General features: G+C 73.3%; 17 protein-coding genes and 2 pseudogenes. 10 read left to right on the top strand and 9 right to left on the bottom strand.

Annotated features, from left to right (window positions below):
- Together G5C51_RS09985 and ypfJ are read right to left on the bottom strand one after the other, a co-directional pair.
- A pseudogene (locus tag G5C51_RS09985) lies at nt 1-587 on the bottom strand (hypothetical protein); the annotation flags it as partial.
- Nucleotides 588-656: 69 nt separating this feature from the next.
- Nucleotides 657-1,580: a KPN_02809 family neutral zinc metallopeptidase gene (gene ypfJ, locus G5C51_RS09980; RefSeq protein ID WP_165235153.1), complete on the bottom strand. Its 924-nt coding sequence runs from the start codon at nt 1,578-1,580 to the stop codon at nt 657-659.
- Between the two features lie 178 nt (nt 1,581-1,758).
- On the opposite strand from ypfJ, the gene G5C51_RS09975 reads away from it, so the two are divergent.
- The 3 genes from G5C51_RS09975 (at nt 1,759) to G5C51_RS09965 (ending at nt 4,752) form a co-directional block, all read left to right on the top strand.
- On the top strand, nt 1,759-3,357 hold the full coding sequence (locus tag G5C51_RS09975; protein WP_165235150.1) for an ATP-binding cassette domain-containing protein: 1,599 nt from the start codon (nt 1,759-1,761) through the stop codon (nt 3,355-3,357).
- A gap of 320 nt (nt 3,358-3,677) precedes the next feature.
- Complete coding sequence (locus G5C51_RS09970) at nt 3,678-3,896, top strand: helix-turn-helix domain-containing protein (protein ID WP_182853556.1); 219 nt, start codon at nt 3,678-3,680, stop codon at nt 3,894-3,896.
- Between the two features lie 64 nt (nt 3,897-3,960).
- The gene (locus G5C51_RS09965; RefSeq protein ID WP_165235144.1) at nt 3,961-4,752 is read left to right on the top strand and encodes an enoyl-CoA hydratase/isomerase family protein; all 792 of its coding nucleotides are present in this window, start codon (nt 3,961-3,963) and stop codon (nt 4,750-4,752) included.
- On the opposite strand, the gene G5C51_RS09960 is transcribed toward G5C51_RS09965, so the two are convergent.
- Nucleotides 4,753-5,325 (bottom strand): hypothetical protein, encoded by a 573-nt coding sequence (locus tag G5C51_RS09960; RefSeq protein WP_165235141.1) that lies wholly within the window; start codon nt 5,323-5,325, stop codon nt 4,753-4,755.
- A gap of 66 nt (nt 5,326-5,391) precedes the next feature.
- Here G5C51_RS09960 and G5C51_RS09955 point away from each other — a divergent pair, with 66 nt between their 5' ends.
- The 6 genes and pseudogenes from G5C51_RS09955 to G5C51_RS42935 all read left to right on the top strand — a co-directional run bounded on the left by G5C51_RS09955 (nt 5,392) and on the right by G5C51_RS42935 (nt 8,383).
- Entirely contained in the window at nt 5,392-5,898 is a 507-nt protein-coding gene (locus tag G5C51_RS09955) for an Asp23/Gls24 family envelope stress response protein (protein ID WP_165235138.1), read from the top strand.
- Nucleotides 5,899-5,915: 17 nt separating this feature from the next.
- Nucleotides 5,916-6,110: a hypothetical protein gene (locus G5C51_RS09950; protein WP_165235135.1), complete on the top strand. Its 195-nt coding sequence runs from the start codon at nt 5,916-5,918 to the stop codon at nt 6,108-6,110.
- 6 nt (nt 6,111-6,116) lie between these two features.
- Nucleotides 6,117-6,494 (top strand): hypothetical protein, encoded by a 378-nt coding sequence (locus tag G5C51_RS09945; protein ID WP_338118075.1) that lies wholly within the window; start codon nt 6,117-6,119, stop codon nt 6,492-6,494.
- Nucleotides 6,491-7,126 carry a DUF6286 domain-containing protein gene (locus G5C51_RS09940; protein WP_165235132.1) on the top strand — a complete coding sequence of 212 codons (636 nt, stop codon included), beginning with the start codon at nt 6,491-6,493 and terminating at the stop codon, nt 7,124-7,126. Before G5C51_RS09945 ends, G5C51_RS09940 begins: the two co-directional genes overlap by 4 nt.
- Before the next feature lie 4 nt (nt 7,127-7,130).
- A complete protein-coding gene (amaP, locus tag G5C51_RS09935) occupies nt 7,131-7,718 on the top strand; it encodes an alkaline shock response membrane anchor protein AmaP (protein ID WP_165235129.1) in 588 nt (195 codons plus the stop codon).
- Between the two features lie 55 nt (nt 7,719-7,773).
- Nucleotides 7,774-8,383, top strand: a pseudogene (locus tag G5C51_RS42935) (DUF6338 family protein).
- Here G5C51_RS42935 and G5C51_RS09925 read toward each other — a convergent pair.
- The 5 genes from G5C51_RS09925 to G5C51_RS09905 all read right to left on the bottom strand — a co-directional run bounded on the left by G5C51_RS09925 (nt 8,380) and on the right by G5C51_RS09905 (nt 12,707).
- Nucleotides 8,380-9,135 carry an SDR family oxidoreductase gene (locus tag G5C51_RS09925; protein ID WP_165235126.1) on the bottom strand — a complete coding sequence of 252 codons (756 nt, stop codon included), beginning with the start codon at nt 9,133-9,135 and terminating at the stop codon, nt 8,380-8,382. The pseudogene G5C51_RS42935 and the gene G5C51_RS09925 sit on opposite strands and share 4 nt — an antisense overlap.
- A gap of 4 nt (nt 9,136-9,139) precedes the next feature.
- A complete protein-coding gene (locus G5C51_RS09920; protein ID WP_165235123.1) occupies nt 9,140-9,946 on the bottom strand; it encodes an SURF1 family cytochrome oxidase biogenesis protein in 807 nt (268 codons plus the stop codon).
- 43 nt (nt 9,947-9,989) lie between these two features.
- Complete coding sequence (locus G5C51_RS09915; protein WP_165235120.1) at nt 9,990-10,223, bottom strand: hypothetical protein; 234 nt, start codon at nt 10,221-10,223, stop codon at nt 9,990-9,992.
- A gap of 63 nt (nt 10,224-10,286) precedes the next feature.
- Entirely contained in the window at nt 10,287-11,312 is a 1,026-nt protein-coding gene (locus G5C51_RS09910; protein WP_165235117.1) for a DEDDh family exonuclease, read from the bottom strand.
- 72 nt (nt 11,313-11,384) lie between these two features.
- On the bottom strand, nt 11,385-12,707 hold the full coding sequence (locus G5C51_RS09905) for an MFS transporter (protein ID WP_206313650.1): 1,323 nt from the start codon (nt 12,705-12,707) through the stop codon (nt 11,385-11,387).
- A gap of 165 nt (nt 12,708-12,872) precedes the next feature.
- Here G5C51_RS09905 and G5C51_RS09900 point away from each other — a divergent pair, with 165 nt between their 5' ends.
- Nucleotides 12,873-13,772 (top strand): LysR family transcriptional regulator, encoded by a 900-nt coding sequence (locus tag G5C51_RS09900; protein WP_165235114.1) that lies wholly within the window; start codon nt 12,873-12,875, stop codon nt 13,770-13,772.
- A gap of 34 nt (nt 13,773-13,806) precedes the next feature.
- Here G5C51_RS09900 and G5C51_RS09895 read toward each other — a convergent pair whose 3' ends face one another.
- On the bottom strand, nt 13,807-16,368 hold the full coding sequence (locus G5C51_RS09895; RefSeq protein WP_165235111.1) for an MXAN_6230/SCO0854 family RING domain-containing protein: 2,562 nt from the start codon (nt 16,366-16,368) through the stop codon (nt 13,807-13,809).
- Nucleotides 16,369-16,447: the final 79 nt, after the last annotated feature.

Genomic DNA, 16,447 nt, shown 5'->3' with positions numbered 1-16,447 from the left:
GCGGCCCCACCGCCCAGCTCCGCCACCCGCTGCCGCAGCAGATCCAGCAGCGCCGGCACCCGCATCGGACCGCCCGACAGGTGGAGCAGCGCCAGCACCTGCGGCGCCGCCTCCACCACTTCCGCCACGGCCGCGGTGTCCAGGCTGTCCGGCGCCGGTACGGCGAGGGACCACGCGTCGAAGAGAGCCACCCAGCCGCGTAGCACCGCGCTGTCGTCCCGCTCCCACGCCCGTAGCCGCCAGCCCGCGCGGGCCTGGTCGGCGTGCAGTTCGATCAGGCCGGCGAGCAGCGCGAAGTCCCAGTCGCGCCCGGCCTCGGCCGGATCGGTGCCCAGCACCGCCGCCGCGTCCTCGGCCGACTTGCGCGAGGGTGCGTGCACGTCTTCCGCCATGCGTGCGACCCGCACCGCCCCCGCGAGCCGCTCCCGTGCCTGCGCCGCCAGGCGCGGTCGTGGGGCGATGCCGTCGGGCACGCGCGGCTGCCGCCGGGTCCGGTGGCGGACTGCCCGCCGGGCGGAGGCGGCGATCTCCCGCGTGGGTTGCCGCGGTACGAGCTGGAGCCTGGGGTCGCGCGATGTGCCGTCCATCACGAAGACAGTGTTCCCCGTGCCTGCCGGAAAGCCCAATCCGGGGGTGGGTCAGGGGCCGTTACCCGCTCAGCGGAAGGTGTCGCACCGGTTCATGTCGCCGGTCTTCAGCCCCTGCGCGAACCACTGCTGCCGCTGCGCCGACGACCCGTGCGTCCAGCTCTCCGGGTTGACGTAGCCCGTCGCCATCTCCTGGATCCGGTCGTCGCCGACCGCGGCCGCCGCGTCCAGGCCGTCGCGGATGTCGTCCTCGGTGAGGTTGGTGATCAGCGGACGGCCGGTCGTCTTGTCGGGGGTGGTCATCGCGTTACGGGCCCACACCCCGGCGTAGCAGTCGGCCTGCAGCTCGAGCCGGACCGCGTTGCTCGCCGTGCCCTGGCCCGTATTGGGGCCGATGCGGGCGAAGACGCCGGTCAGGTTCTGCACGTGGTGGCCGTACTCGTGGGCGATCACATACGCCTGGGCGAACGGGCCGCCGCGGGCGCCGAAGCGGCTCTGCAGCTCGTTGAAGAAGGACAGGTCCAGATACACATTCATGTCCGCCGGGCAGTAGAACGGGCCCACCGCCGACGTCGCGTTGCCGCAGCCGGTGCTGATGGCGCGCGAGTAGATCACCGTGTTCGCGTCCTTGTACGTGCCGCCGCGCTTCTGGAACTCGTCCGACCAGTAGCTCTGCAGGCTGTTGGTGATCGCGACCACCCGGCAGTCCAGCTTGTTGTTCGCGTCCGCGCCGGTACGGCACTCGCCGGCCAGGTCCGCCGTGTCCGTGGCCCGCGGGCCCGGGTCGGGGGTGGCGTCGTTGAAGCCCAGGTTGCTGGGGCCCACGCCGAAGAACGCTCCCAGCAGCGCCACGACGAGCGCGAGCAGTCCGCCGCCCTTGACCGCCGCTCCCCGGCCACCGCCGCCGAAGCCGCCGCCACCGAAGCCGCCACCGCCGCGGCGCACATCCCGTACCTGCGAAGGGTCCAGGCCGGCCTTGTCGTCGAACTGCATAGGGATGAGTATGGTCGAAATCCCTCATACCCGCCCTTTGCGGGCAGGGGCTGGCAGCTAATTGGGTTGCGACCCACCGGTAGACTGGCCGCATGGCCATTCTCCTTGTGCATTAGGCGGCGTCGACGTCCCCTCGCGCCCTGTCCGCCCCCTCTTCCTGCTGCCTGGAGAAACCACCGTGATCACCGCCACCGGCCTGGAGCTGCGCGCCGGCGCCCGCATCCTGCTCGAGTCCGCGTCCTTCCGTATCGCCAAGGGCGACCGCATCGGCCTGGTCGGCCGTAACGGCGCCGGCAAGACCACCCTCACCAAGGTCCTGGCCGGCGAGGGCCAGCCCGCCGCCGGCACCGTCACCCGCAGCGGCGCCGTCGGCTATCTGCCGCAGGACCCGCGCACCGGCGATCTCGACGTGCTCGCCCGCGACCGCATCCTCTCGGCCCGCGGCCTCGACGCCGTCATCCGCAAGATGCGCGAGGACGAGGACCGGATGGCGACCGGCAAGGGCGCCACCCGCGAGAAGGCCATGAAGCGCTACGAGCGGATGGAGACGGAGTTCCTGACGAAGGGCGGTTACGCCGCCGAGTCGGAGGCCGCCACCATCGCCGCCAGCCTCGGGCTGCCGGACCGCGTCCTCGGCCAGCCGCTGCATACCCTCTCCGGCGGCCAGCGCCGCCGGGTCGAGCTGGCCCGGATCCTGTTCTCGGACTCCGACATCATGCTGCTCGACGAGCCGACGAACCACCTCGACGCCGACTCCATCGTCTGGCTGCGCGACTACCTGAAGACGTACCACGGCGGCTTCATCGTCATCTCCCACGACGAGGACCTGGTCGAGACGGTGGTGAACAAGGTCTTCCTCCTGGACGCCAACCGCTCGGCCATCGACATGTACAACATGGGCTGGAAGCTCTACAAAGCCCAGCGCGAGGCCGACGAGCGACGCCGCAAGCGCGAGCGGCAGAACGCGGAGAAGAAGGCCGCGGCCCTCAACTCCCAGGCGGACAAGATGCGCGCCAAGGCGACCAAGACCGTCGCCGCGCAGAACATGGCCCGGCGGGCCGAGCGGCTGCTGGCCGGCCTGGAAGAGGTCCGCCAGTCCGACAAGGTCGCCAAGCTCCGCTTCCCCGACCCCGCGCCCTGCGGCAAGACCCCGCTGATGGCCGAGGGCCTGTCGAAGTCGTACGGCTCGCTGGAGATCTTCACCGACGTCGACCTGGCGGTGGACAAGGGTTCGCGGGTCGTCATCCTGGGCCTGAACGGCGCCGGCAAGACGACCCTGCTGCGGCTGCTGGCCGGGGTCGAGAAGCCGGACACGGGCGAGGTCCAGCCGGGCCACGGCCTCAAGCTCGGCTATTACGCGCAGGAGCACGAGACGCTCGACCCGGACCGTACGGTCCTGGAGAACATGCGTACCGCCGCGCCGGACATGGACCTGGTCGAGATCCGGAAGATCCTCGGCTCGTTCCTGTTCTCCGGCGACGACGTCGACAAGCCGGCGGGCGTGCTCTCGGGCGGCGAGAAGACCCGTCTCGCCCTGGCCACGCTGGTCGTCTCGTCGGCGAACGTGCTGCTGCTGGACGAGCCCACGAACAACCTCGACCCGGCCAGCCGCGAGGAGATCCTCGGCGCGCTGCGCACCTTCACCGGCGCCGTCGTGCTCGTCACCCACGACGAGGGCGCGGTGGACGCGCTGCAGCCGGAGCGCATCATCCTGCTGCCCGACGGCGTCGAGGACCTGTGGGGCGAGGACTACGCGGACCTCGTCGCGCTGGCCTGACGGCCCCGGCAGCCTCCTGATCGACTCGTTCTGGATCATTCGGCTCATGCCTTGATCCATCATCTGAGTGAGATCTGCTCGTACCACCGATCGATCCGCCGGATTGGCGGCGCGTCAAGGTCATCGTGCGCCGTCCGCGTGGTACGCGCTTCCTCACCGCTGTGACCTGCGTCAACGATGGATCTTGCGGGAATCGCGGCGGGCCGGACTCGGTGCTGTCCGGAAAACCTGTTGCGCGGACCTTGCCGAATGGGTGGCCAGCAGGCGATAAAGGGGTGATCATGAGAGTCCAGAGCGCACTTCCGTATGAGGAGGCACGGGTGGCCGAGACTCTGAAGAAGGGCAGCCGGGTTACCGGCGCCGCGCGCGAAAAGCTCGCGGCAGACCTGAAGAAGAAGTACGACTCCGGTGCGAGCATCCGGGCGCTGGCCGAAGAGACCGGCCGCTCCTACGGATTCGTGCATCGGATGCTGAGCGAATCCGGCGTGACCCTGCGCGGTCGTGGCGGTGCGACAAGGGGCAAGAAGGCTTCGGCCTGACGCCTGGTGTGGCATGTGCCACCCGGTCGGCCGACTGGCCGGCCGGGTGGTTACTGTTCGGTATATGACTTCGAAGGCTTTGAACCAGGACGGCGTCCGCCTCGAACTCGACGCCGAACAGGCCGTAGCGACGGTCACCCTTGACCTTCCCGAGCGGCGGAACGCGCAGTCCCCCGCCATGTGGCGGGCGCTGGCTTCGGTCGGCCGATCGCTTCCCGGCAGCGTGCGGGTGGTGGTGCTGCGAGCGGAGGGCAAATCCTTCTCCGCGGGCCTCGACCGGCAGGCATTCACGCCCGAGGGCTTTCCCGGCGAACCCGGATTCATGGAGTTGGCCGGGTATTCCGATGAGCGGGTGGACGCTGTCATCGCGGAATACCAGGAGGCATTCACCTGGTGGCGCCGTAATGACATCGTTTCCCTCGCCGCGGTGCAAGGCCATGCGATTGGCGCGGGCTTTCAACTGGCGCTGGCGTGTGACCTGAGGGTGTGCGCTGCTGACGCGCAGTTCGCGATGCGCGAGACCAGCCTTGGGCTGGTGCCGGATCTCACGGGGACGCAGCCGCTGGTTCAACTCGTGGGATATGCGCGGGCGTTGGAGATCTGCGCTACGGGTCGCATGGTGCATGCGGAGGAAGCGGAGCGGATCGGGCTGGCGAATCTGGTGGTGCCGGGGGAGCAGCTCGCGGGCGCGGTGGGGGACTTGGCGGCGGCGCTGCTGGAGGCTCCGCGGGATGCGGTGGTGGAGACTAAGGCGTTGTTGCGGGGGGCGCTTTCGCGGTCGTTTGAGGAGCAGCGGGGGGCGGAGCGGGGGGCGCAGGCTCGGCGTCTACGTGACCTCGCGGGGATCTCTGACTGATCAGCGGAGCGACGTGACCAGGACCGCCGCGTTCGTCGACTCCGTTGAGCGCAGCTGACGGACCGTGTCGAGGACGCGGCCGCCGTCCAGCGGGAGTTCCATGTGGAGTTCGCCGTGCACCCTATGCACCACCGGCGCCGCGAGCCCGGCGGGCTCCTCCGCCGGGGGCGGGGCCGACTCCAGCAGGTCGGTCACCTGCACGTCCACCGCCGTCACCTCCAGGCCGACCGCCAGGTCCGCCGCCTCGAAGAGTGCCGAGCGCAGCGCGTCAGCCGCATCGCGCAGCGAGCGGTCCGCCGCAAGCACCGCCGCGCACTCCGCGGTGATCCGTAGCGGACCCGGCGGCAGCGCGCTCGCCGGTGGCGTCACCGCCGGGTCCGTCCACACCTCCGGGTCGGCCAGGGTCAGCCGCAGCGAGCGCAGCTCGATGCCCGGGACCCGCGCCGCCGCCGGGCGCAGTGCTGCCGCCACCGCCGTCTCCGCGATCCAGGCGCCGTCCTTCGCCTCGCCCAGCGGCAGCAGTCGCCCGAGGCCCAGCTGGTCGCGTACCGCCTCCCGCAATGAGTCCGCCATGGTCTCCATCCTGCAGCCTCGGGTAGACCTCCCATAGTGTTGAGGTCGGGCGAACGCACAGAAAGGGTGACGCAGGTGAACAGCGAGGCCACGGTCAGGCAGAGCACGGTCCCGGAGCGACCCGCGCCGGTGGAGTCGGCCGGGCCCAAGACGCTGGGCACCCGGCGCGGCACCGGCGATCCGGCCACCCGAGGGCGTACGACCATCTCCGACGGCGTCGTCGAGAAGATCGCCGGGCTTGCCGCCCGGGATGTGGTCGGCGTGCATGCGATGGGCGGCGGCTTCTCCCGTACGTACAGCGCGGTCCGGGAGCGGGTGCCGGGCACCGGCACCCCCAAGTCGGCGGCCGGCGTCAAGGCCGAGGTCGGTGAGCTGCAGACGGCGCTCGACCTCGAGATCATCGTCGATTACGGGGTGGCCATCTCGGATGTCGCCCGGGACGTACGCGAGAACGTCATCTCCGCCGTCGAGCGCATGACCGGGCTCGAGGTCGTCGAGGTGAACATCGCCGTCATCGACGTCAAGCTGCCGGACGACGACGATGACGACACCGAGCAGCCGAGGCTGCAGTAGGGGACCGGGGGACCTCCATGAGCATGGCAGTCGTCGGCCTGATCGCCGGCATGGCGCTCGGCTTCGCCGGATACTTCGGCGGCTTCGGCGCGTTTCTGCTGGTGGCCGCGCTCGGCGCCATCGGCTTCGTGGTCGGGCGGGTACTCGACGGCGACCTCGAGCCGGGGGACTTCTTCCGCCGGCCGTCCGAGCGCGACGACCGGCGGCGGTGACGCGCCGTGGCGGCCGCGGGGGACGTCGGGGTGGAGGACGCCGCGGGCGCGTCCGTACCGCCGCATGAGCGCGGAGCCACCCGTATCGAGGACCGGGTGGTAGCGAAGATCGCGTCGCAGGCCGCCCGTGAGGCGCTGCTCGGCGCGCCCGGCACCGACGCCGCCCACGCGGCGGTGGTGGTGCGCGGCGCTGCCGCCCGGATCCGGGTCGGCGTCGAGCTCGGCTTCCCCTCGGACATCGGGGCGCAGTGCCGGGTGGTGCGTCACGCCGTCGCGGAACGGGTAAAGGCCTTGGCCGGCTTCGAGGTCCCGGAGGTCAGCGTCGAGGTGGAGCGGCTGCACTCCACCCGGCACGGCGGTCCGCGGCAGGGGAGGGTGCGGTGAGCGACGACAAGACGTTGGTCGCCCCGGAGAAGGGTGACTGGGAGCAGGCCGCCTCGTCGTCCGGTTACGAGCCGGGCGCGCAGAGCGTGGCCGAGCGGCGTTTCTGGGCGGTGCGGCGGGTGCCGGCCGCGCTGGTGGCCGGCGGCGGGGTGCTGATGGCCGGGGTGTTCCTCTACGACATCGTGAAGGTGCGCGCCGAGCAGCCCGGCATGGCCTGGCGGCACCGCCTCGCCGACGAGCTGGCCGCGCGCCCGCTCGACGACGTATGGGTGCTGCTCGGCGGCGCGGCCGTGCTGCTGCTCGGCGCCTGGCTGCTGCACCTCGCCTGCAGCCCCGGGCTGCGCGGGGTGCTGCCGATGCGCCGTCCCGGCGACGACGTGCGGGCCGGGATCGACCGCGCCACGGCCGCGGTGGTGCTGCGGGACCGGGCGATGCAGATCTCCGGCGTGCAGGCGGTGCGGGTCGCCGTGGGCCGGCGGCGGGTGCTGGCCAGGGCGGACGCGCACTTCCGGGATCTGGACGACGTACGGGCGGACTTGGACGCGGTGCTGGGCGAGGGCATCAACGAGCTCGGCCTCGCCCGCCGGCCCGCGCTCTCCGTGCACGTGCGGCGCCCGGCGGCGAAGGGGTGAGGGCATGCTGCGGGTGATCAACCGGGTGGTGGTCGGCCTCGCCGGGGCGGCCCTGGTGGCGCTGGGGCTCGGCGTGCTGCTGGCCGGGCTCGGGCTGCCGGGCTTCCTGCCGGTGGACGGCCCGGACGACGTGCTGATCAGCGACGCGGACCGGGAGCGGGTGAGTTCGTACGGCTGGTGGTGGCCGACGGTGATCGCCGTGCTGTCGGTGGTCGTGCTGCTCGGGTTGTGGTGGCTGGCCGCGCAGCTGCGGCAGCGGCGCCTCGGCGAGGTGGTCATCGACACGGGCGAGCCGGAGAGCGGCACCGGGCCGCGGGCCCTCCTGCGCGGCCGGGCCCTCGAGGACGTACTGGCGGCGGAGGCCACCGGGATAGACGGCGTCGAGCGGGCGAGCGTGAGCCTGCTGGGCCGCCGCACCGCGCCGCGGGCGCACGTCGGCCTCGTACTCGGCCCGCGGGCGAGCCCCGCGGCGACGGTGGTCGCGCTGCGCTCCCGCATGCTGCGCGAGGCATGCGAGTCCACGGGCCTGCCGGCGCTGCCGACGGAGGTCCGGCTGCGGGCGGTCAAGCACCGTCCGGAGCGGGTGACTTAGCCGGTCCGGACGCCGGCATGGAATCCTGTCGGCGACATGCCGGAGTCACGGGGGGATGGGGATGGTGCCGTCAACTGCCCAGCAGGTGGGCGTCTTTCTCGTCCTCGTGCTGCCCGGCGTCTTCTACCAGGCGGTCCGCGAACGGCTCCGCGGCGCGCACCCCAGCGAGCAGGAGCCCGGCAACCGGCTGGTGCGGGCCATCGCCGCCAGCGCCCTCCTGGACGCGGCCTACGCCGTGATCGCCGGCCCATGGCTGGTGGACCTGGCCCAGGGAAACGACCGCCGGGCGGGCCCACTCGGCGGCCTGGCGGACAACCCCCGGCAGGCGGGCCTGGTGGGCCTGCTCCCTCTTCAGGAACCGGGGGAGCTGCTTCGTGCGTGTGCGCTTGAAGACCGGCGGACTGCTGGGGGGCTGGTACGGGGCCGCCTCGGCGGCGTCCGCGTATCCGCACCCGCCGGATCTGTATCTCCAGGCGCAGTATTACGTCGGCGCGGACGGCGAGTTCGGAGCGCTGGTGGAGGCCGGGGGTGGCGTCTATGTGCGCGGCAAGGACATCGAGCCCCGCGACGGCGTCTACCAGCCCACCGACCCGGAAGGACCGCCCCCCACCGGCCCGTCGGGCCGATCCGGCACGATGGACCCCGAGACCGGCCCCGCCGCCTAGAACCCGCGCCTGGCCCCGCCGTCCACCGGCAGCATCACGCCGGTGATGTACGACGCGGCCGGGCTCAGCAGGAAGGTGGCGGCCTTGCCGAACTCCTGCGGGGCGCCGTAGCGGCGCATCGGGATGTTCGCCTGGCTGCGCTCCCGCGAGGCCTCCGCGTCGCCGCTCAGCGCGTCCAGTTCGCGCACCCGGTCCGTGTCGATACGGCCCGGGAGCACGCCGATGACGCGGATGCCGCGCGGGGCGAGCTCGTTCGACAGCGACTTCGCGAAGCCGGCGAGGCCGGGGCGGAGGCCGTTGGAGACGGTGAGGCCCGGCACCGGTTCGTGCACCGAGCTGGAGAGGACGAAGCCGATCACGCCGCCCTCGGCTAGCTCGCCGGCCGCCGCGCGGGCGAGCCGCACCGCGCCCAGGAAGACCGAGGCGAAGGCCGCCTCCCACTGGTCGTCGGCGATGTCCGCGGTCAGCCCGGCGGGCGGGCCGCCGACGCTGATCAGCACGCCGTCGAGGGCGCCGAAGTGCTCGCGCGCCGCGGCGATCAGGCGGCCGGGGGCCGCCGGGTCGGCGTTGTCCGCCGTCACGCCCACCGCGTTCTCGCCCAGCTCGGCGGCGGCCGCCGCCACCGCCTTCTCGTCCCGCCCGGAGACGACGACCTTCGCGCCCTCGGCCACGAGCTGCTCCGCCGAGGCGCGGCCCAGGCCGCGGGTGGCCCCGGTGACGATGTACACGCGGTCCTGCAGTCCAAGATCCATGGGTTCAGTTTGCCGTGACCGGCTCGGAGGCCGCCACGTCGGGGGCCGTATCGGTGGCGGCCGCCGCGCGCTCGCGCCGCTCCCGGCGCACCAGCACCCACCATCCGAAGGGCACGCCCGCGGCGAACACCCACCACTGGATCGCGTACGCCAGATGCGGGCCGATGCTGCTGTGGTCGGGCGGGGCGACGCGCTCGGGCTGCTTGCCGCCCGGTGCCGGGGCCGTCTTGGTCAGCTGGACGTAGCCGCCGAGGATCTTGCCGGGGAGCTCCTTGGAGAGCTTGTCGCCGTTGATCAGCATCACCTGCCGGCCCGGCAGGCCCTTGCGGTCCTTGATGCTGCTGGCGGCGGTGGTCTCGTCGGCGAGCAGCCGGCCGGTGACGGTCACCTCGCCGGCGGGCGGCTTCGGCACCGTCGGGAACTTGGTGAGGTCCTGCCCGGCCGTGACCCAGCCGCGGTTGACGAGGACGAAGCGGCCGTCGTCGAGGCGGAGCGGGGTGACGACGAAATAGCCCTGCTTGCCGTCGCTCGAGGTCCGCTGGCGTACGACGACCTCGTGCGCGGTGTCGTAGCGGCCCTTGGCCGTCACGGTGCGCCAGGTGTCGTCCTTGGGGATCTCATGCCCGGGGGAGGTGAGCTCGGCCACCGGGACCGGGGTCCCTTCGAGGTTCTGCGCGACGAGGTCGTTGCGCTCCACGCGGGCCTCGTGCCGGTGCAGCTGCCAGAAGCCCAGCTCGATCATCGCCGGGATGAGAAGGACGGCGAACAGGGTGAGGGACACCCACTGCCGGGTCAGCAGGAAGCGGTACACCCCTTGACGGTACCCCTCGCCCGGCGGCGGCCCGCCCTCGGGTCTATACGTGGGCGACGATGCCGTCCACGCCCTCCTGGCGGGCGCAGTGGGCGCCGCAATACCAGTGCCCTTCCGACTCCACGCCCTGGCCGATGACCTGGCAGGAGCAGTGTTCGCAGATGGGGGCCATCCGGTGGATGGCGCAGGCGAAGCAGTCGAAGACGTGCACTTCACCCTGGGCGTGTACTTCGAACGACATCGCGTAGTCGTTCCCGCAGACCTCACATCGAGCCATGCGGCCAGCCTGCGGGGCGGGCGTGACGCCCGGCGGGCTTGGTACGGGCGCGTCGGGCGAGCTTCACTCCGCCGGGCGCACGTGTTGCAGCAGCTGAATGAACGCCGCCTCGTCCACCACCGGCGTCCCGTGCAGGGCCGCCCTGGCGACCTTGCTCGTCGGGGCCTGGGGGTCGTTCGTGACGAGGAGGCTCGTCAGGCGGGAGACGCTCGACGCCACGTGCAGGCCCGCCGAGACGGCCCGGTCCTCCAGCAGGAAGCGGTCTATCGACGTGTCGCCCGAAAAGGCGACCCGCATGCCCTGCATCAGGGTGCCGCCCGGCTCGTACCGGCCCGGATTCGGATACGGGCACGGCGGCAGCTTGCGGGCCGGGCGCCAGCTGCGCCAGGTCGGCGAGGAGGGCGTACGGGCCCCGGGGACACCGGCGGGGCGGGTGGCCGATGGCGGGCCGTCCGCCCACTCCTTCAGCGGCTGGCAGGCCAGCAGCGGCAGCCGCAGCCCGGATGCCGCCGCCCGCCGCAGGCTGGGGCGGAAGACCTCGGCCAGCACCCGCGCGTCGTCCAGCGCGTGGTGCGCGCGGCGCTGCGAGACGCCGTAATGCCGGGCCAGGGACTCCAGCTTGAAGTTCGGCAGGTCCAGGTCCAGGTCCTTGGCCAGGGCGATGGTGCACAGCCGCTGCCGGACCGGGGCGGTCTCGCCCGCGCGGGCGTATTCGCGGGCGATCATCGACCAGTCGAAGACGGCATTGTGCGCCACCAGGACGCGGCCCTCGAGGCGCTCGGCGAACGCCCCGGCGATCTCCGGGAATCGCGGCGCGTCGGCGAGCATCTCGCTGGTCAGGCCGTGGATCCAGACCGGGCCCGGGTCCCGGTCCGGGTTCACCGTCGTGTACCACTCGTCCTCGACCTCGCCGCGCGCGTCCACCCGGAAGACCGCGGCCGAGATGATGCGGTCGTGCCGGGCCAGGCCCGTGGTCTCGACGTCGACCACGGCATAGCCGCCGGGATAGCCCTCCGGCCAGGCGTGCGGTGGCCGGTCGGCGCGGGCTGCGGGAGGTGCAGCCGACGCTGCCGCGTGGTCTTCGAGCATGGTCCAGGAGCATAAAGGGCGGGTACGACATCGCCGTACGCGAGGGGGCGGTCCGACGATCTTCTTGACGCGTCAGCGCCCCCGTCCCCGTACCGCCACCAGACCGGCCGCGCCGCCCGCGAGCACGACCCAGCCGGCCGTTCCGAGATCCCCGCACGTGCCCAGCACCGCTACGCCGAGTGCCGCGCCCGCCTGCCGGGCCGCGTTGAGGGCGCCCTGGCCCGTGGCGGCGAGTTCGGCGGGGGCGGAGGAGGAGAGTTCCGCCGTCGCCGCGGGGATCGAGAGTGTCGCGCCCACGGCGAGGACGAGTTGCACCGCGGCGATCAGTCCGAGCGGTGCGTCGTGCCCGGCGAAGGCGAGCAGGCCGCCCGACGCCGCCACCGCCGTGAGCCCGGCGAGCATGGCGGGGCGGGTGCCGGTACGGGCGACCAACCGGCCGGTGAGCAGCGGCAGTACGCACATGGGGAGGGTGAGCGGGAGGAAGGCGAGACCGGCCTGGAAGGGGCCCAGGCCGCGGTCCTCGACCAGCCAGTGAGTGAGCAGGAACAGCACCCCGTATACCGTCCATGTCGCCGTCGTCGCCGTCACCATCGCCGCTCGTACGGGCCGCAGTCGCAGCAGCGCGGGGGGCAACGCGGGTGCGGGGACCCGGCGTTCGGCGATCGCGAGGGCGGCGAAGGCGGCCGCCGCCAGGAGGAGCGCCGCCACCGGGAGCGGGCGGGCCCAGCCGCCCGTACCGGCGTCGATGAGGCCGAAGGTGAGGGAGGTCAGGCCGGTCACGGAGAGGGCCAGGCCCGCCGGGTCCGCGCGGCGCGGGGACGTGGCGCGGGTGCTGTGGAGACCCCGCGAGGCCCAGATCGCGAGTGCGGCGATGGGCGGGTTCACGAGGAAGATCAGGCGCCAGCCGCCGAGTTCGACCAGGGCGCCGCCGAGTACCGGGCCCGCGATCATGCCGATGCTGCTCAGCGCCGCCCACGCGCCCACCGCCCGCGCCCGCCTCGCAGGCTTCGGGTACAGGGCGGCGAGCAGGGCGAGCGACGCCGGGACCATGCCCGCGCCGGCCGCGCCGAGCAGCGCCCGGCCGCCGATGAGCGCGGCCGCGCCGGGGGCGGCGGCGCACAGCAGCGACAGCGCGGCGAAGGCGGCGAGCGACCAGCGGTAGACGCGGCGCGGGCCGAACCGGTCGGCGACGGCGCCGGCGGCGAGCAGCAGGCCGGCGAAGACGACCGTGTAGGCGTCGGCGGTCCAGGGGAGGGCGGCGGCGGAGGCGCCGAGGTCGGTGCGGACGTCGGGGAGGGCGACGTTGAGGATGGTGGTGTCGAGGAGGACGAGGCCGTTGCCGGCGACGATGCCGGCGAAGCCGATGGCATCGGGTTCGCGTCTGCGGCGCGGCATCCGCGCTTCGCGCGGAGCCCTCAAACGCCGGACGGGCTGATAGCCCGGCGCGGGCCACCGTGAGTCAGCGATGTTCATGCGGGTCAGGCTCGCTCGCCGTCCGTACCTCGCGACAGGCCGGAAATCCGATGGCGGCATCGGAGAATCCGATGGCACGCTCCCGGCATGGACTCACGCTATCTGCGGGCCTTCATAGCCGTCGCCGAGCGCGGCGGGATCTCCGCCGCCGCCGAGCACCTCGGCTACGCCCAGTCCAGCCTGAGCGCCCAGTTGCGCCGCCTGGAGAGCGAGCTCGGCGCGCGCCTGCTCACCCGTACCAGCACCGGCGCGCCCCTCACCGACGCGGGCCGCCGCGTGCTGCCGTACGCCCGTCAGGCCCTGGAACTCGACGACTTAATGTGCCGCGCCGCCGCCGACGAGCGGCCGCGGCTGCGCATCGGGGCGCTGGAGACCCTCGCGAGCGAGTGGCTGCCGGAGATCGTCACCGCTCTCGGCAACGGCGCGGCGGGCGACGACGCGCGCGCCGAGGTCAGCCTCGCCGTGGGCCCGCGCAGCCGGCTCTACGACGACCTCGACGCCGGCCGCCTCGACCTGGTCTTCGTCTTCGACAACGGCAGGCCTGCCCCCGGCCGCGAGGATGTCGTCGCCCACGAGCGGGTGGTGCTGGTCACCGGCCCGACCCACCCCCTGGCCGGAAAGCCGTCCGTTACGGACGAGGACCTGCTCGCCCACGACTTCCTCGTCGCCGAGCTCGGCTGCACCTCGCACATGCTCTTCGACCGGTACGGCGACGACCTGATGGAGCGGGCCCATATTGCCATGGTCACCGGCTCGTTCGGCGCGCTGCGCCGGCTCGCCGCACACGGCCACGGGGTGGCGCTGCTGCCGTATCTCACCGTCGTCCGCGAACTGGCCGACGGCGACCTGGTCCAGCTCGACCTCGTCACCCAGCCCGAGCCGATCGCCGTCCAGGCGCTCATCCGCCCGGGCCCCGGCCCGGCGGAGCCGGCGCTGCGGGGCGTACTCGAACTGGCCCGGCGGCACGACCTGCCGTCGGCGGCGTGAGGCCCAGCTGCCGGGCCGCACGCACGCCGTCCGCTCAGCCCAGCGCCGTGAGCAGGTCGCTTGCCGCCAGCCGGTCCAGGCCGCAGCCGTCCACCGGGCCCGGGTAGAGGCGGTACACCTCGCCCTTCGCGCCCCGCGGCTCGAGCGTCCCGTCGACCAGGAGCAGCAGGGCGTCCCGGCCGGACGCGAACGAGTCCGCCCAGATGTCCAGTTGCCGCTGGTCCGGCCGCTCCAGGCCGCGCACCCGGGCGGCGAAGTCCGCGATCGGCTGTCCCTCTTCGCGGTGGTACGTCCACGCCTCGTCGGTCCCGCGCGGTCCCAGCACCGTGACCTCGTCGCTGCGCGCCGCCGCGTGCCAGCACGCCAGGTCCCACATCGACACCCGGCCGCCGCCGGTGAAGTACGTGGTCAGGTCGTGCCCCAGGCGGCCGAGCACCGGGTGGTGCCGGTCGACGTTGTGGAAACCGCCGGCCGCCGACAGGTGGATGTCCGTCCACAGCGCGCTGCGCTGGTCCAGGTCCAGCACCATCGGCGCGCACACCCGCGACTCACCCGTGAGGTCGAAGCGCTGCCGCACGGCGCGCGGGTGGAACGCGCTGTCCCGGCGCTCGGCGTCCGGCAGCTCCATGAAGCCCGCGAAGGCGTCCTGGAGGTCCTCGAACGGCACGTCGTTGTACGCGAAGACGAGCACGACCGCGTACCGCGCGCCGGCGTCGGCGAGCTGCCGCAGGTCGAGGTCGACGTACTCCGTCGCCCCTTCCGGCGCGGGCGCCGAGGTGAGGTCGCCGGAGTGGATCGCGGCCGTGTCGAGGTAGCGCATGTCGGTGTAGTCGCACAGCCCGGCGAACTTCCAGGCCTGGTCGTAGAACGCCACCGACAGGTCGAGGTCCACCCGGGTGCCCTTGGGCTCCGTCCAGTGCAGGAACAGCCGCACGACATCGCCGTCCGGCAGCTGCTGCGTGCTGCCGCGCGGGACCGCGACCAGCGCCGGGGACGCCGTCCGCTCGGCGAACGGCGCCGCCAGGCGGGCGAGGCCGGCGTCGAGCACGGCGGTGTCGTGCCGCGGGGCGGCCGCCAGGCGGCGCAGGATCTCGCCCTCGAGCAGGCCGCAGATCCGCGCGGTGGTCTGCTCGGGCAGCGGCGGGCGATGGTCGTCGGTCGCGTACGAGCGGGCGAGCTGGCCGCGCGGGAAGAACACCCGGCGGTGGGGCGGGAGATGACGGTTCCGCAGCGCCCCGTATGCCGAAAGCAGCGGTCCTGCACCCGCCTTGGGCAGCGCCGACTGGAGCGCGGCGAGCAGCGGCGCGGGCGGCTCACCCGACAGCCGCAGCAGGTGGTCGAGGCGGCGGACCAGCTCTCCCGGCCGCTTGGCCAGGAGCGCGGTCGCCCGGTCGGTGTCCCCGGCGGCCAGGGCCTGCTCGATCTGGGGCGCGAAGCCCGCGGTCCGGATCCGGCCGTGCTCGTCCACGCGCAGGTCGCGCTGACCAGCGATGTGCGGCTCCGCGTGCGGCAGTTCCGCGAGGCGCGTCTCCCGCAGGACCGCGAACGCCAGCGCCGCCCGCGGGAAGCGGGCCGCGTGCTCGTACGGGTGCAGCGGCTCGGCCGCGTGCTTCCACGTGCGCGGGTGGCGCCGCAGGTCCTCGGCCACCAGCGCAGGCGCGAGGCCGTCGAGTACGGCGAGGAGCGTGCGGCGCAGCGGGCGCGGCAGGCTCTTGAAGCGGGGCGGCGCCAGCAGGTCCGCCTCGCCGCCGGACCACACGGCGAGCAGCCGCAGCACGTCGGTGGCGGTGGTCAGCAGGCCCGGCAGCCGGGCCGTCAGCGCCTCCCGGCTGCGCTCGTCGAGCAGCAGCAGGCCGAGGACCAGGGCCTTGGTCTCGCGTACCGGAATGTCCTCCGGCAGCCAGCCGAGGTCGTCCGGCGGCGCGTGCTCGAGCAGCACCCGCAGGTCGTCGCGGTCCTGCGGCGACAGCGGGGTGCGGCGGGCGAGCAGCCGGGCGAGGGTCCGCGCCGCGTCGGTCGCGCGGTCGGCGCCGAGGGTGAGCAGGCGCAGCGGGCCGGCCGCCGTGCGGGCGGGCGGGGTGCCGTCCGTACGCGACGGCTGCAGGAAGGGGTCGCCGGGGGTGATGCGGACCCGGCAGACCGGGCAGCCGGTGTAATCGGAGCCGTCGAAGCAGCCGCGGCACACCAGGTGCGCGCAGGGGGCGACCGGGTGCACCGAGCCGACCGTGCCGCAGAGCACGCACGGCTGCCGCTGCTGCTGCAGCAGCAGCGCGAAGACCCGGTCCACGTACAGCGCCTGCGTGTCGCGCGGTGTCGAGCGCGGGAAGCGGCGGAAGAGCGGCATGTGGGTGCGGTCGGCGCCGAGTTCGCGGTCGAGGTCCTTCAGGAGCCGGGCGCCGGTGGCGGCGAGGTCCTTCGGGCGCAGGCGCGCCAGCGCGTCCCGCAGCGGGGCGGAGAGCGCGGCGTTGCGGTCGAGCAGCTCCGCCTCCAGGGCGACGAGCCCGTTGGCGTTCGGCTCGTACGGCCCGGGGGCGGGCGTGTGGTGCAGATGGACGGTGCCGGCGTGGCGCAGCAGCACCGCGTGCAGCGTCGACATGGTGATGAATCCCCCTGGTGACTCCCCGTTGGAAAGCGAGCGCGGGGGCGGGAAGTGGGCGCGCTACGGATTCATTTAA

Source organism: Streptomyces coryli (genome assembly GCF_011044975.1).
GTDB classification, from domain to species: Bacteria; Actinomycetota; Actinomycetes; order Streptomycetales; family Streptomycetaceae; genus Streptomyces; species Streptomyces coryli.
The sequence above is the reverse complement of the archived record's forward strand: the minus strand, read 5'-3'. Positions and strand labels throughout refer to the sequence as shown.